11 protein-coding genes are annotated in these 15426 nt (G+C 60.6%); 6 read left to right on the forward strand and 5 right to left on the reverse strand.

Features of this window, described 5'->3' with window-relative positions; all coding sequences use genetic code 11:
* Nucleotides 1–68: 68 nt before the first annotated feature.
* Together AAEZ10_RS21095 and AAEZ10_RS21100 are read left to right on the forward strand one after the other, a co-directional pair.
* Nucleotides 69–593 carry a DUF6586 family protein gene (locus tag AAEZ10_RS21095; RefSeq protein ID WP_350570847.1) on the forward strand — a complete coding sequence of 175 codons (525 nt, stop codon included), beginning with the start codon at nucleotides 69–71 and terminating at the stop codon, nucleotides 591–593.
* A 106-nt stretch (nucleotides 594–699) separates the two neighbouring features.
* Entirely contained in the window at nucleotides 700–933 is a 234-nt protein-coding gene (locus AAEZ10_RS21100) for a hypothetical protein (protein ID WP_003226592.1), read from the forward strand.
* Between the two features lie 97 nt (nucleotides 934–1030).
* On the opposite strand, the gene sulA is transcribed toward AAEZ10_RS21100, so the two are convergent.
* The gene (sulA, locus tag AAEZ10_RS21105; RefSeq protein WP_041477346.1) at nucleotides 1031–1504 is read right to left on the reverse strand and encodes an SOS-induced cell division inhibitor SulA; all 474 of its coding nucleotides are present in this window, start codon (nucleotides 1502–1504) and stop codon (nucleotides 1031–1033) included.
* Between the two features lie 10 nt (nucleotides 1505–1514).
* The gene (gene lexA, locus AAEZ10_RS21110; RefSeq protein WP_016775490.1) at nucleotides 1515–2123 is read right to left on the reverse strand and encodes a transcriptional repressor LexA; all 609 of its coding nucleotides are present in this window, start codon (nucleotides 2121–2123) and stop codon (nucleotides 1515–1517) included.
* 229 nt (nucleotides 2124–2352) lie between these two features.
* Between lexA and AAEZ10_RS21115 the strand changes: the two genes are divergently transcribed.
* The 4 genes from AAEZ10_RS21115 to AAEZ10_RS21130 all read left to right on the forward strand — a co-directional run bounded on the left by AAEZ10_RS21115 (nucleotide 2353) and on the right by AAEZ10_RS21130 (nucleotide 8283).
* Nucleotides 2353–3060, forward strand: coding sequence for a TetR/AcrR family transcriptional regulator (locus tag AAEZ10_RS21115; RefSeq protein ID WP_016775489.1), 708 nt, complete (start codon nucleotides 2353–2355; stop codon nucleotides 3058–3060).
* Between the two features lie 158 nt (nucleotides 3061–3218).
* The gene (nagZ, locus tag AAEZ10_RS21120; RefSeq protein WP_252882413.1) at nucleotides 3219–4229 is read left to right on the forward strand and encodes a beta-N-acetylhexosaminidase; all 1011 of its coding nucleotides are present in this window, start codon (nucleotides 3219–3221) and stop codon (nucleotides 4227–4229) included.
* Nucleotides 4230–4242: 13 nt separating this feature from the next.
* Nucleotides 4243–4980 carry an S-methyl-5'-thioinosine phosphorylase gene (locus AAEZ10_RS21125; RefSeq protein WP_071173058.1) on the forward strand — a complete coding sequence of 246 codons (738 nt, stop codon included), beginning with the start codon at nucleotides 4243–4245 and terminating at the stop codon, nucleotides 4978–4980.
* Between the two features lie 9 nt (nucleotides 4981–4989).
* Nucleotides 4990–8283 carry a DEAD/DEAH box helicase gene (locus AAEZ10_RS21130; RefSeq protein ID WP_350570851.1) on the forward strand — a complete coding sequence of 1098 codons (3294 nt, stop codon included), beginning with the start codon at nucleotides 4990–4992 and terminating at the stop codon, nucleotides 8281–8283.
* A 122-nt stretch (nucleotides 8284–8405) separates the two neighbouring features.
* Here the strand turns inward: AAEZ10_RS21130 and AAEZ10_RS21135 are convergent, their stop codons facing one another.
* Genes AAEZ10_RS21135 through mfd form a run of 3 tightly spaced genes read right to left on the reverse strand, consistent with a single transcriptional unit; the run spans nucleotide 8406 to nucleotide 15134 of the window.
* Nucleotides 8406–11096, reverse strand: a complete 2691-nt coding sequence (locus tag AAEZ10_RS21135) for a DEAD/DEAH box helicase (protein WP_243242817.1) — start codon at nucleotides 11094–11096, stop codon at nucleotides 8406–8408.
* A gap of 11 nt (nucleotides 11097–11107) precedes the next feature.
* Nucleotides 11108–11674, reverse strand: a complete 567-nt coding sequence (locus tag AAEZ10_RS21140; RefSeq protein WP_339101249.1) for a CsiV family protein — start codon at nucleotides 11672–11674, stop codon at nucleotides 11108–11110.
* Between the two features lie 10 nt (nucleotides 11675–11684).
* Nucleotides 11685–15134 (reverse strand): transcription-repair coupling factor, encoded by a 3450-nt coding sequence (gene mfd / locus AAEZ10_RS21145; protein WP_350570854.1) that lies wholly within the window; start codon nucleotides 15132–15134, stop codon nucleotides 11685–11687.
* Nucleotides 15135–15426: the final 292 nt, after the last annotated feature.

A 15426-nucleotide genomic window follows, 5' to 3' on the forward strand; every position in this document is an offset into this window, starting at 1 on the left:
GGCATTGGTTGATCCATGACACTGCCGGGCCTGTGTGAAGCAATTATTTCGTTGTGGAGGCTGCCGTCATGGCCCACGAACTCTATACCCGCACCAACCAGAAGATCTATTTTGCCGGCCTGTCACTCGAAGCTCTGGCTCGTGCTGAAGAAGGGCGGGCGATGAATTCTCTGGCGCTGATCCAGGCCGGGCGTGAGTCGGCGCTGTTTCACCTCTACGGCGCACTGCTGGGCTTGTGTCATGAGATCGCTGGCTTTTATCGTCTGCCGCAGGCCAATTCGCCGAGGGCAGAGGAGTTGCTGAGGCGCGAAGTGCTGGAATCGATAGCGATCCCGGAGCTGGCGGAAATGGTCGAGCTGGCAGGTAATCCGGAAACCTGGCTGGCGAAACTGCTGGCGGCGCACGCAGCACTGTTTCAGCCACCGAGGGCGCCACGCAAGCCAAAAGGCGACGTGACACAACCGCTGATTCAAGCGATTAATCTTGATGAAGAAGAGGCGCCGGAAGAGCTCACTCGAGATGAGCTGGAGAGCTGGCGGCAGAACCTCAAAGGTCTGGCCCTGCGTTTCCGTGAAGGTTTGAATGAGTGCTGATTGGATTTGACGCAGTGGCAATCTGAAACATGCTGCTGGTCAAGATCCTGAGCGAAGCTCGAATGATGTCTATATAATCGCTGCCTTTCGTGGAGAACAGACTTATATGCCAACGTCCTTTCTAGAAATCGTCGAGTTACCAGACGGCCGAATCGAACTGCGCAGGGCCGAGGACGAAGGTTCTCTGGTGACGCTGGATTTCTCCGAGGATGCCAAGGCGTTCCTGCAAGGCCAGCACGTTGAAATTGCCAAAGCGATGTTGAGCGTAGGCGTGCAGATGGCAGGTCGTATGGTTGAAGGCGAGTTTGATAAGGAAGAGGGGCCGCGGGTTCTTCATTAATCCACGCTTTGGCCTTTTCTCGGTCGCTTGCGCTTCAGATCGGCTTCTCTGTCCCTGGAGAAGCCCTGCGCTTCACACAGCGCGCATTACCAATCAATCAACCCAAACGAATGTTCAGGCTCTGAGCTTCGCCCGTACGCGCGGCGCTGATCAGTTGTTGCCTCGAATTGGCATTCAACGGGTTTAGCCAGGTCACCACGGTGTGGCTGCGACCCAGCCGCAACGCTTCGCACGCCAGTTGCTGAGCACTCTGAGTGCCGCGCGGTTGCAGCAGAAGAATGCGTTCGCGATTCAGGCCGGCATCGCGCAGCCAGGTTTGCGTCAGACTGGCGGGTGGGGCGATCAGCGTCAGCCAGCGCGCATCCTGATCCTCGCTCAATTCACGCAGGATCGGCGCTAGCAGGTTCAGGCAGTTCCCGGCCGCACCACGCAGTGATAGCTCACTGAAGGCGTCAGGTTTGGCATTCCAGTCACGCTCGACCACGTCTTTGAGGATCGGCGCAATCGGTTGCGCCAGAAACGCTTCAAACAAAGGCAGTTGTGTTTGCTGAGGTGTGTGTGGGAACTGCATGGAGCCTCCTTTAGCGGCGAATGACGCCGACACTCAAGCCTTCGATCACCAGTTCCTGATCTTTCAGGTCGACTTCGATAGGGGCGAACTCGGGGTTTTCGGCAATCAGCCAGACTTTGCTGCCTTCACGCTTGAAGCGTTTGACCGTCACTTCGTCGCCGATGCGGGCAACCACAACCTGACCGTTACGCGCTTCGCGGGTGGTGTGAACAGCCAGCAAGTCGCCGTCGAAGATGCCGATGTCCTTCATGCTCATGCCGTGCACACGCAACAGGTAGTCGGCGCGAGGATGGAAGAAGGTCGGGTTGATGTTGCAGGATTCTTCGATGTGCTGCTGGGCGAGGATCGGCGCGCCGGCAGCCACTCGGCCAATGATCGGCAGGGTGGAGTCGTCGGCCTTGGCTTCGAAGCCGGGAATACGGATGCCGCGAGAAGCGCCCGGGGTCATCTCGATCGCGCCTTTGCGGGCGAGGGCCTTGAGATGTTCTTCCGCCGCGTTTGGCGATTTGAAACCCAGTTCCTGAGCGATTTCCGCACGGGTGGGCGGATAGCCGTTGTCTTCGAGGCAACGTTTGATAAAGGCCAGAATCTCGGCTTGGCGTGGCGTCAGCTTTAGCATATTGATCGCTCTGTCTTTTTATACAGTGACTGGGATTATATACAGTGAAGCAGTCTTGGCAATGGGCGTTTTTTTGCCTCCCGCCGAGCGGTCGCGCAGGGCGCTTATTAATGCTGGCGCCTTGTGTGGTTAAATAGCTGACCGACCATTCCCAAAACGAACCGGCAGGCTTGACAAGGCACAGGCTGAAACGTATGTTTCAAACAAGTGTTTGTCAGGCGGAGTAGCCATGGCCCAGTCGGAAACCGTTGAACGCATTCTTGATGCTGCCGAGCAGTTGTTCGCGGAGAAAGGATTCGCTGAAACCTCATTGCGTTTGATCACCAGCAAGGCTGGCGTCAATCTGGCTGCGGTGAATTATCACTTCGGCTCGAAAAAGGCGTTGATTCAAGCTGTGTTCTCGCGCTTCCTCGGTCCGTTCTGCGTGAGCCTCGATAAAGAGCTGGAGCGCCGTCAGGCCAAGCCTGAGAACAAACCGACCCTCGAAGAGTTGCTGGAAATTCTCGTCGAGCAAGCGCTCGTCGTGCAGCCTCGCAGCGGTAATGACCTGTCGATCTTCATGCGCTTGCTCGGCCTCGCGTTCAGTCAGAGCCAGGGCCACTTGCGACGTTATCTGGAAGACATGTACGGCAAGGTGTTCCGCCGCTACATGCTGCTGGTCAATGAAGCGGCGCCACGCATTCCACCGATCGAGCTGTTCTGGCGCGTGCACTTCATGCTTGGCGCTGCGGCGTTCAGCATGTCCGGGATCAAGGCCTTGCGCGCGATCGCCGAGACCGATTTCGGCGTCAATACCTCCATCGAACAAGTGATGCGCCTGATGGTGCCGTTTCTCGCTGCCGGCATGCGCGCCGAAACCGGCGTAACCGATACAGCCATGGCCAGTGCGCAATTGCGCCCGCGCAGCAAATCCATGCCGGTCGCCGCCAAGGTTTGACTGCGCACGGGTGGGCGCGGCAGCTGGTATCCGCTAAGCTAGCCGGCCATGCCGACTCTCGTACTGAACCCGATCTGCATGAATTCTGCTAACCGTCCGGGCGTTGCCCACGGTAGCGAATGCAAGCAGATCGGGTTTTTCGTTTTCAAGGAATCTCTATGACTGCTGGCCTGCAAGGCTCGTTGATGGTGGACGTCGCCGGTACCTGGCTGACGGCCGAAGATCGCCAATTGTTGCGTCAGCCCGAAGTGGGCGGCCTGATCATTTTCGCCCGCAACATCGAGCATCCTCGCCAAGTGCGCGAACTCAGCGCCGCGATCCGCGCGATTCGCCCGGATCTGCTGCTGGCGGTGGATCAAGAGGGCGGGCGCGTGCAGCGCCTGCGTCAGGGTTTCGTCCGTCTGCCAGCGATGCGCGCCATCGCCGATAACCCGAATGCAGAGTATCTCGCCGAGCAATGCGGCTGGATCATGGCCACCGAAGTGCTGGCGGTCGGGCTCGATCTGAGTTTCGCCCCGGTGCTGGATCTGGACTATCAGCGCAGCGCTGTGGTCGGTACCCGTTCCTTCGAAGGCGATCCCGAGCGCGCAGCCTTGCTCGCCGGTGCATTCATTCGCGGCATGAACAGCGCCGGCATGGCCGCCACCGGCAAACATTTCCCAGGCCACGGCTGGGCCGAAGCCGACTCCCATGTGGCGATCCCGAACGACGAGCGCAGTCTCGACGTGATCCGCGCCAATGATCTGGTGCCCTTCGCCAAACTCAGCAAACAACTGGCCGCCGTCATGCCGGCCCACGTCATCTATCCGCAAGTCGACTCGCAGCCCGCCGGTTTTTCCCGACGCTGGCTGCAGGACATTCTGCGCGGCGAGTTGCAGTTCGATGGCGTGATCTTCAGCGATGATCTGTCGATGGCCGGCGCCCACGTGGTCGGCGACGCTGCCAGCCGCATCGAAGCCGCGCTGAGTGCCGGTTGCGACATGGGTCTGGTGTGCAACGACCGCGCGGCAGCCGAGCTGGCGTTGAGTGCTGCCCAGCGTATGAAGGTCAAGCCTTCCGCGCGCATCGCGAAGATGCGCGGGCAGGCCTTCGCCAGCACCGATTATCGTCAGGACCCGCGTTGGCTCACCGCCCTCGGCGCGCTCAAAGACGCTCAACTGATCGATTAAGGATTTTTTCGTTATGACCGTTTACGCAATCATCGGTGGCACTGGCCTGACTCAGCTCGAAGGCCTGAGCATTCGCCAGTCGCTGGCAGTCGACACCCCGTACGGCGCGCCTTCGGCCGAGGTGCAGATTGGTGAGTACGCTGGCAAGGAAGTGTTGTTCCTCGCCCGTCACGGTCACCCGCATCGTTTCCCGCCGCACAAGGTCAACTACCGCGCCAATCTGTGGGCGCTGAAGCAGGCGGGTGCCGAAGCGATCATCGCCGTGAATGCAGTGGGCGGGATTCATCCGGCCATGGGCACCGGGCATTTCTGCGTGCCGCACCAGATCGTCGACTACACCAGTGGGCGCGAGCACACCTATTTCGCCGATGATCTGGAACACGTCACCCACATCGATTTCAGCTTTCCCTACAGCGAGCCGTTGCGTCAGCAATTGATTGCAGCAGTCGCCGCCGAAGGCTGCGAATTCAGCGATCAAGGCGTGTACGCCTGCACCCAGGGACCGCGTCTGGAAACGGTCGCCGAGATCGTGCGACTGGAGCGTGACGGCTGCGACATCGTCGGCATGACCGGCATGCCGGAAGCGGCGCTTGCCCGTGAGCTGGATCTGGATTACGCCTGTCTGGCGCTGGTGGTGAATCCAGCAGCCGGCAAGACCACCGAAGTCATCACCATGGCCGAAATCGAGCAGGCCCTGCACGACGGCATGGGCAAGGTGAAATCAACGTTGGCCCGAGTGCTGGCCAGCTAAGGACTGTCCATGAGCATTTTCATCGAGCGGCTCAAAGGGCTGACGTGGACCCACGCATTCAGCAGCAAGGCGTTGGCCAAGGCCCGCGCTTATGCCGCCGATGACCGGGTCGAGATCCTCGAGATCGATGACAGGAAGATAGAGGCGTTCTGCATCGGATCGCAACTTCAGGCGTATGAGCAAACCATTTACCTGTCAGAAGATCGGTTGGGATCGGTTAGCTTGCGATGTCTGTGCAGCTGTCCGGTTGCACTGGACTGCAAGCACAGCGCAGCGGTGCTCTATCACCTGCTGGGCACTGGCGAGGATGCGTCTGGAAGTGACGCGCAGACCCCGTTGGGACGAGCGCTGGAGCATTGGCTTTCGACAATTCCCGTGCCGGCCAAGCCCGCTGAAGAAAGTGCGCAAACCGCAGGTACGCGTCTGTTTTACAAGCTCAAACCGACGTCTGCGAACGGCAAGTGGCTCCTGGATATTTTCAAGGTCTACCAGCTCAAGAGCGGCGAGTTACGCGAAGTCAAACCGATGTACTCGCTCGCGGAAATGCTCATGCGCCAGCCCGGCTACCTGTCCGAACTGGATCTGCGCATCGCCCGGCTGTTGGTCGCCATGCATTCCCATCACGCCTATTACAGCGGCTATCCGCTGGAAGGCAGCAGTGGTGCCGAACTGCTGGAAATGCTCTTGCGCACCTCGCGGCTGTTCCTCGACTTCGAAGACCTGCGAGCGCTGACACCGGGTGCGAAACGCGTCGGTCAGTTCTCTTGGGCCGAGCAGGCTGACGGCGGATTCCGCGCGCAATGGAGCAGTGCCGAAGCCGCGCAGGAAACCGTGCTGGCGCTGGAGCCGCTTTATTACCTTGATCGTGAGCAGCGCCAGGTTGGCCCGCTGTTCACTGAGCTGGAAGAAAAGCTCGCCTGCCATTTGACCCTGGCGCCAGATATTCCGGCGCGTCAGGCCATGCAGTTCAGCCATCGCATGAGCGCGGCGACCCAAATTGCGCCACCGCACAAGCTCACCGAACGGATCATCGATGACGTGCGGCCGCAGCCGCAACTGACCCTGGTCAGCGGCCGAGAACGCTCGCGCTGGGAATACGTGCTGGAACACCGCGCCGCTCTGCTGTTTACCTACAACGGTCATCCGGCGGTGGATCGCAACCCGGAGGTGATGATCCTCAGCGGCACAGAGACCCAGCGTATTCAACGCCAGCCTGCGCTGGAAAAGAAGCTACGCCAGAACCTGCAAAAACATGGCTTCAAGAAAGCCACGCGCAAGAGTGCCATGGACCGTCCCGGCGAGATGTTTACCTTGCCGGATGATTCCGCTTGGCTTGGCTTCATGCACGAAGGGCTGGCCACGCTGCGCGCCGCAGATTGGAAAATCGAGATCAGTCCCGGTTTCCATTTCGATGTACAACCGGTTGAGCAGTGGTACGCGGAGGTTGAAGAAGAGGCTACGCATCAGTGGTTTGATTTGCAGTTGGGTATCGTCGTCAACGGCGAGCGCTACAGCTTGCTGCCGATTCTTCTACACCTGTTGCGGACCCAGCCGCGCTTGCTCGACCCGGTCAATCTGGCGCAGCGCAGCGATGATGAAAAACTCCTGATCGAGCTCAAGCCCAGCGGTTTTGGCGAACCGGCGGGCGCCAAAGTCGCGTTGCCGCTGAGTCGGGTCAAACCGCTGATGGCGACGCTGGGCGAGTTGTACCTGGGCGGCCATCAGGGTGATGCGCTGCGCTTGACCGCTCCAGACGCCGCGCGTCTGAGTATGCTCGATGGCGTGCCGCTGGATTGGCAGGGCGGCGAACGTCTGCGCACTTTTGCCAAGCGTCTGCAGAATTCCAGCCACGCCCAGGTTGCTGCGCCGGCCGGCCTCAACGCGCAGCTGCGTCCGTATCAGCTCGAAGGCCTGAACTGGATGCAGACCCTGCGCGAGCTGGAGGTCGGCGGCATTCTGGGCGATGACATGGGCCTGGGCAAAACCCTGCAGACCCTGGCGCATCTGCTCACGGAAAAACACGCCGGGCGTCTGGACTGTCCGGCACTGGCGGTGATGCCGACCAGCCTGATTCCCAACTGGCTCGACGAAGCCGAGCGCTTCACGCCGCAGTTGAAAGTCCTGGCGCTGCACGGCACCGGGCGGCAAAAGGACTTTGCCAATCTGGGCGCATACGACTTGGTGCTGACCACTTATGCATTGCTGCCCAGGGATCTGGAAATCTTGCAGCCGCAGTCGTGGAGCGTGCTGATTCTCGACGAAGCGCAGAACATCAAGAACCCGCTGAGCAAAGCTGCCCAGGCTGCCCATGACTTGCAGGCCCGTCAGCGCTTGTGTCTGAGCGGTACGCCGCTGGAAAACCACCTCGGTGAGCTGTGGTCACAGTTCCATTTCCTCATGCCCGGCTGGCTCGGCGACAGTAAATCCTTCAATCGCGATTACCGCACGCCGATCGAGAAGCACGGCAATGTGCAGCGCATGCAGCACCTGACCGCACGTATCAAGCCGTTTTTGCTGCGGCGCAAGAAGGATCAGGTCGCCACCGAGTTGCCGCCGAAAACCGAGATCATCCACTGGGTCGAACTCAGCGATGGTCAGCGCGACGTCTATGAGACGGTGCGTGTGGCGATGGACCAAAAGGTCCGCGACGAAATCGCCCGCAGCGGCGTGGCGCGCAGTCAGATCATCATCCTCGATGCGCTGCTCAAGCTGCGCCAGGTCTGCTGTGATCTGCGCTTGGTCAATATGCCGCTCACGGCGAAGGCGTTGCGCTCGGGCAGCGGCAAGCTGATCAGCCTGATGGAGATGCTCGAAGAATTGCTCGGCGAAGGTCGGCGCATTCTGCTGTTTTCCCAATTCACCTCGATGCTGGCGCTGATTGAGCAGGAGTTGCAGCAACGCGGGCTTGCCTACTCGTTGCTGACCGGCGACACCACCGATCGGCGCACGCCGGTGAAGGATTTTCAGAGCGGCAAGGTGCCGTTGTTCCTGATCAGCCTCAAGGCCGGCGGTACCGGTCTGAACCTGACGGCGGCGGACACGGTGATTCACTTCGATCCGTGGTGGAACCCGGCGGTGGAGAATCAGGCGACTGATCGGGCGTATCGCATCGGGCAGAACAATCCGGTGTTCGTCTACAAGTTGATTGCCAAAGGCACCGTCGAAGAGAAGATCCAGGCGTTGCAGCAGGAGAAAGCGGCGCTGGCCGGGGCGGTGCTCGAGGGCGGCACGACGGGCGGATTCAAACTGGAACAGAGTGATATCGAGGCGCTGTTTGCGCCGTTGCCGGTTTCCAGAGGTTGAAGGTTTTGAACCGCGGTGTGGCCATTCGCGAGCAGGCTCGCTCCCACGTTTGATCTTCAGTGAATCTGGATCGTGTGGGAGCGAGCCTGCTCGCGAAAGCTATCTAACCAGCAACGCCGCTTTCAGCGCTTGTCGATCTTGTCCGGCAACGGCGCAAACAGCGCTTCAATGTCATCGCTCTGCAACTTCCAGTCCCCGGCCTTGCGCCCATCGAGCACGCCCGCTGCCAGGTCAGACTTTTCCTTCTGCAGGTGCTGAATCTTCTCTTCCACTGTGCCCCGGGCAATCATCTTGTAGACGAACACCGGTTTTTCCTGGCCGATTCGATAGGCCCGGTCGGTGGCCTGATTCTCGGTCGCCGGGTTCCACCACGGGTCGTAGTGAATCACCGTATCGGCTTCGGTGAGGTTCAAACCGACGCCACCGGCCTTCAGGCTGATCAGAAAGATCTGACGCGTGCCGCTCTGGAATTCCTTCACCGGTGTACGCCGGTCACGGGTCTGGCCAGTGAGAAGGGCGTAAGCGATCTTGCGTTTTTTCAATTCCTCTTCGATCAATGTCAGCATCGAAGTGAATTGCGAGAACAGCAGAATCCGCCGGCCTTCTTCGAACAGTTCCTCAAGCATTTCCATCAGGCTGTCGAGTTTGCCCGAGGTGCTGCCGCGTGCGGGCAGGGTGGCGTCGTTGACCAGGCGCAGATCGCAGCAGACCTGGCGCAGCTTGAGCAATGCTTCGAGAATGATGATCTGGCTGCGTGCCACGCCTTTGCGAGTGATCTCGTCACGGACTTTCTTGTCCATCGCCAGGCGCATGGTTTCGTACACGTCGCGCTGCGCTTCGTTGAGTTCGACCCAGTGGATGATCTCGGTTTTCGGCGGCAGCTCGGTGGCGACCTGCTCTTTGGTGCGGCGCAGCAGAAACGGTTTTATCCGACCGTTGAGGTGCTGCAGTCTGACTTCACTGCCGCGCTTTTCGATCGGCACACGGTAATCGGCATTGAAGCTTTTCACGTCGCCGAGCCAGCCCGGCAGCAGGAAGTGGAACAGCGACCACAGCTCGCCCAAGTGGTTTTCCAGCGGCGTGCCGCTGAGACACAGGCGCTGGCGCGCATTCAGCTCGCGCGCGGCCTGGGCGGCTTTGCTGTTGGGGTTCTTGATGTATTGCGCTTCGTCCAGCACCAGCACGTGCAACGGCTGTTTGGCCAAACGCTCAAGGTCCTTGGGCAACAGGGCGTAGGTGGTGAGGATCAGGTCGAAGTCGGCCAGATTGTCGAAGTGCTTTTTGCGCGTGGCGCCGTACAGCGCGAGGACTTTCAGCTGCGGGGTGAAGTGCGCCGCCTCATCGAGCCAGTTCGGAATCAGGCTGGTCGGCATCACCACCATGCACGGACGATCGAGGCGTCCGGCGTTCTTCTCGCTGAGAACATGCGCCAGGGTCTGTAGGGTTTTGCCCAGGCCCATGTCATCCGCAAGAATCCCGCCGACCTCCAGTTGCCGCAGCGATTGCATCCAGCTCAAACCTTCGAGCTGATACGGGCGCAGCGTTGCATTCAGACCTTGCGGCGCTTCGGCAGTGAAATCGCGGATGTCGCGCAGCCGCTGGGCGAAGGTGCGCATCTGCTCGCCGCCTTCCCACAACAGCGGCAGGCCTTCCAGCGAATTGAGCCGGGTGGCGTCAGCCTTGCTCAGGCGCAGGGTGGTTTCGCCCGGCTCCTGCAAATAGAACTCGCCCAGCGTCATCAATACCGGCTTCAAGCGACCGAGGGGCAGCGCCACTTGCAACGGCCCATGCTCGCTGGTGCGTTGCGGAATGTTGACCAGAATCAGCTCGTCATCGCGACGACGGGCGAGGCGTTCCGGGTTGAGGATCTCGGTGTGCGAGCGCATCAGATTCAGCAGAATCGGCAGCAGGCTCAGGCGCTCGCCGTTGACGATGATGCCCAGTTCCAGATCGAACCAGTCGCGCTCCGGCGCCTGTTCGACGGTGGCGTACCAGTCGTCGACGGCGGTCAGGTCGAAGCCGAATTCCTCATCGATCTGCAACTCCCAGCCCTGGCTGCGCAACTTCGGCAAGTCATTCAGCGTGAAGGTCAGCCAGGCGCTGTCGTTGACCATCTCGTAGAGTTCGCCGGCGCTTTCCGGCAGGGCTTTGCTCTGCCTTGTGGCGATGCGGAAACCGAGGATGCGTAACTGTTCGCGGTAGGACTGTTCGACATCCGGGTGGCGTTTTATCCGCAGGGTCTGGGCTTCCTGACGGATCAGGATATCGCTGTGTTTTTGCCCGCTGACGTATTCGTCCAGATAGCTGAACGATAGCGCCGCACGATGCTGAATGTAGCGCTGCATCTTGCCGTTGCGCGGCTCGAAGGCGCTGAACTCGACGCTCGCCAGCCATAGGCGCGGCACCGGTTGCACGTTGTCCACCAGCACTTGCGGCGGCGCTTTCGGGCTACGGTTTTCCAGCACGGCCTGGAGCTTCTCCAGCAGCTCGGCATCTTTCGCGGCGGCGGGGTAGTCGAGGGTTTCCTGGATTTTCAGCAGCACCGCCGCGCAGTGTTTGCAGTTGCTGCGCACCGGACAGGTGCAGGTGGCGTCGACCAGCAACAGCGTCGCTTTGGCTGACTCGCGCAGATGGATGGTCTGCCGGTAGACACTGCCGCCAGATCCTTCGCAACTGGCGGTGATGGTCGCATCGCCGACCTGGGCGATGCGCACCCGATTCTCCAAAGCGTAGCGGCGGCCGCGCTCCAGACTCTGTTCTTTGAATCGGCTGACCCACGACGGGGCCAGCGGTTTGCTCAGGGGCGGCGGCATAAGGACTTCGATCAGTCCGGCACGACTTCAGGCGCTTCGCGAGGCGCTGGCGCGGTCAGGGAAGTGATCTTGATCAGCAGGGCCAGGTGGCCGTTGTCGAGGTAATTGAGCTGGCCGTTCTTGGTGTGGCTGTCCTGGCGCAGGCGCTCACTGGCGGTGACCAGGCCATTGGCGTCGATCTGATTGACCCAGAAATCGGCGGTCACGTCGGTGAAGCGGCCGAGTTTCATTTCCAGCGTGCCCTCGATGGGGAACTGGCCGAACTGTTCCTGACCTTCGCTCACTGCGACTTTCGCCGGCGATTCGCCGAGGCTCTGCTGCCAGGCTTTGTGCATCAGCACGGTGTACTCGCCGCTGGCGGTGAGTTTGCTCACTACATCATTCAGCGCTGGGGTGCGCTGGCTGTCGCTGCCCAGGCGCTGGGCGCCAGCGGCCCAGTCTTCCGGGGCGGCGCGGCTGACGATGGCCGGGACGGCATTCTGGCGCACCAGGATCATTTCGACCTGATACGTGTCATCGGCAAACGCCGTCGGTGCTGCAAGTGCAAGCAACAAAGTCAGAGAGCGGAACAGGCGCATCGGGCGTCCTTCAAGCGGATTTCGGGATGAGACGCTCAAACAGCGCCTCGACAGTATTGAAACGTTCTTCCGGGCGCTCCATCGGCACCTGGAATTTAAACATCGTTGCGCCTTCGAACTTGTAGCGCTTGGGCTGCGTCTGGATCAGCTTGATCAGGGTCATCGGGTCAACCGGCGTCTGCGCTTCGAACTCGATACGCCCGCCTTGCGGCCCGCCGTCGACTTTCTTGATGCCGAGCTTTTCCGCCTGCAATTTCAACGCGGTGATCCGCACCAGGTTCTTGGTCGGCTCCGGCAACAGGCCGAAGCGGTCGATCATCTCGACCTGCAGATCCTTGAGGCCTTCCTCGTCAGTGGCTGAGGCGATGCGTTTATACAGAATCAACCGCGCATGCACATCCGGCAGGTAATCTTCCGGAATCAGCGCCGGCACCCGCAGATTGACTTCCGGGCCGCCGCCCAGCGGTTGATCGAGATTCGGCTGCTCGCCCTTGCGGATCGACTTCACTGCGCGCTCGAGCATTTCCATGTACAGGGTGAAACCGACGGCCTGAATCTGCCCGCTCTGACCGTCGCCGAGCAGTTCGCCGGCGCCACGGATTTCCAGGTCGTTGGTGGCCAGCACGAAACCGGCGCCGAGGTCCTGGGTATTGGCGATCGCTTCCAGACGCTTTTCCGCGTCGGAAGTGATCTGCTGGCGCGGCGGTGTCAGCAGGTAGGCGTAAGCCTGGTGGTGACTCCGGCCAACGCGGCCTCGCAACTGGTGCAGCTGGGCCAGGCCGAACTTGTCGGCGCGCTCGATGATGATGGTGTTGGCGCTCGGTACGTCGATGCCGGTCTCGATGATGGTCGAGGCGATCAGCACGTTGAAGCGCTTATGGTAGAAGTCGCTCATCACCTGTTCGAGTTCACGTTCGCGCATCTGCCCGTGGCCGATACCGATGCGCGCTTCCGGCACCAGTTCGGCGAGGTCGGCGGCGCATTTTTCGATGGTCTTCACATCGTTGTGCAGGTAGTAAACCTGACCGCCACGCAGCAGTTCACGCAGCAGGGCTTCCTTGACCGTGCTCTTGTTCTGCTCCATGACGAAAGTGCGCACCGACAGGCGTCGCGCTGGCGGCGTGGCGATGATCGACAGATCGCGCATGCCCGACACCGCCATGTTCAGCGTGCGCGGAATCGGCGTCGCGGTCAGGGTCAGAATATCGACCTCGCTGCGCAGGGCCTTGAGCTGTTCTTTCTGGCGTACGCCAAAACGGTGTTCTTCGTCGATGATCACCAGCCCGAGGTTTTTGATCTTCACATCATCGGACAGCAGCTTGTGCGTGCCGATGACGATGTCGATCTTGCCTTCCGCCAGATCGGCGATCGCCGCGTTGACTTCCTTGGCCGACTTGAAACGGCTCATCACTTCCACGGTCACCGGCCAGTCGGCGAAGCGGTCGCGGAAACTGTTGTAGTGCTGCTGGGCGAGCAGGGTGGTCGGCACCAGAATCGCCACCTGACGCCCGCCGTGCACGGCAATGAACGCGGCGCGCATGGCCACTTCGGTCTTGCCGAAGCCGACGTCGCCGCAGACCAGGCGATCCATCGGTTTCGGCGCGAGCATGTCTTCGCGCACGGCCTCGATGGTGGCTTGCTGATCGGGTGTTTCTTCGAACGGGAAACCGGCGCTGAAGGTGGCGTAATCGGCCTTCGGGTCGGCGAAGGCGTAACCTTCACGGGCGGCGCGACGGGCGTAAATGTCGAGCAATTCGGCGGCGACGTCACGCACCTGCTCGGCGGCTTTGCGCTTGGCTTTCTGCCAGGTCTCCGAGCCGAGGCGGTGCAGCGGCGCAAGCGAATCGTCGCTGCCGGTGTAGCGCGCGATCAGGTGCAGGTTGGCGACCGGCACGTAGAGCTTGGCGTTCTCGGCGTATTCGAGGGTGAGGAATTCGGCGGTCTGATTGTCGATTTCCAGAATCGTCAGGCCCAGATAACGCCCGACGCCGTGATCGATATGCACCACCGGCGCGCCTTCACGCAGTTCGGTGAGGTTCTTGATTACCGCATCGTTGCTGACGTCGCTGCGCTTCTCGCGGCGACGACGTTGCATCACTCGTTGCCCGAACAGCGGACTTTCCGCCACCAGCGCCAGCGCCGGGTCGTCGAGCAGCAGACCTTCGTCGAGCGGGGCGATGGTGATCGCCAGACGATCCTTGCTGGCAACGAAGTCCGGCCAGCTGTCGACGGTTTTCGGCCGCAGCTTCAGACGTTCCAGCAGTTCCAGCAGGACTTCGCGACGACCCGCCGATTCGGCGGTGAACAGCACACGACCGGGGAATTCTTCGAGGAAACCGGCCAGCGCCGCCAGTGGTTGCGTGGCTTTGGCTTCGATGGCCAGGTCCGGCAGCGCATGGGCCGGGAAGCGCTCACGGCCGACGCCGCTTTCAACGTCCTGCTGACTGGCAACGACGCGTGGCCAATTCTTCAGGCGCGCGAAGCAATCCTCTACCGGCAGGAACAGTTCGGCCGGTGGCAATAAAGGACGCGAAGGATCGACGCGGCGTTCTTCGTAACGATTGCGCACGTCGTTCCAGAAGTTTTCCGCCGCTTGCTCGATGCCCGGCAGCGAAAACACTTGTGTGTCCTGAGGCAGGTAATCGAACAGCGTCGAAGTTTCGTCGAAGAACAGCGGCAGGTAGTACTCGATGCCGGCCGGGGTGATACCACTGCTCAAATCCTGAAAGATCGGGCAGCGGCGAAAATCGACGTCAAAGCGCTCACGGAAACGCGCCTTGAAACGGGTGACTGCGTCTTTCTGCAACGGAAACTCGCGGGCCGGCAGCAGCTTGACCGACTCGACCTTGTCGATCGAACGCTGGGTTTCCGGATCGAACGTGCGCAGGGTTTCGATTTCGTCATCGAACAGGTCGATGCGATACGGCAGTTTGCTTCCCATCGGGAACAGGTCGATCAGCGCGCCGCGTACGGTGAACTCGCCGTGCTCGTACACCGTGTCGACATAGCGATAGCCGCTGGCTTCGAGCCGCGCGCGCATCTGTTCGACGTCGAGCTTCTGGCCGATGTCCAGCACCAGGCTGCTGCCGAGGAGGAATTTGGTCGGCGCCAAGCGATGCAGGGCGGTGGTGATCGGAACCACCAGCACGCCGTGGGCCAGTTCCGGCAGGCGGTAAAGGCTGGCGATGCGCTGGGAGATGATGTCCTGGTGCGGCGAGAACAGGTCGTAGGGCAGGGTTTCCCAGTCGGGGAAATGCAGTACGGGCAAATCCGGGGCGAAGAAACTCAGCTCCTGTTCCAGCCGTTCGGCACTTTGGCTGTCGGCGGTCAGCAGCAGGGTAAAGCGCTTGGCAGCGCTGGCAGCCTCGGCAATCGCCAGGCTGAGGGCGGCACCGGGCAGATTGCCCCAGTGCTGTTTACCTGCTTCGGCAGGGAGTAGCGGTAGACGCAGAACAGGCACGGAAGGTTGAGCTCCAGGCGTTGCGACAAAGTCGGTAATTGTAGCGGCCTCCGGTGCCGCCTGTCAGTTGCAGACTGCGTCTATCTTCATGGTTTGGACGAAATGTAGTGGTAACCATAAAAACGAGCACTTTTTTCATGATTATGTAGTGCCGAAACCGGGTGGTGTTACGGAGGGTTACAGACATCGTCTAACAGTCGTCGAAAAATTGACTGCGCTGAAAGCCCCGGTTTTACTGGGCTGGAGAAAGGCGTAAATTTTTTGAACGGGATTTTGTTACCGATTGCGCGAC

It is taken from the genome of Pseudomonas sp. H26/SER47-MNA-CIBAN-0231, assembly GCF_040310465.1.
GTDB classification, from domain to species: Bacteria; Pseudomonadota; Gammaproteobacteria; order Pseudomonadales; family Pseudomonadaceae; genus Aquipseudomonas; species Aquipseudomonas atacamensis.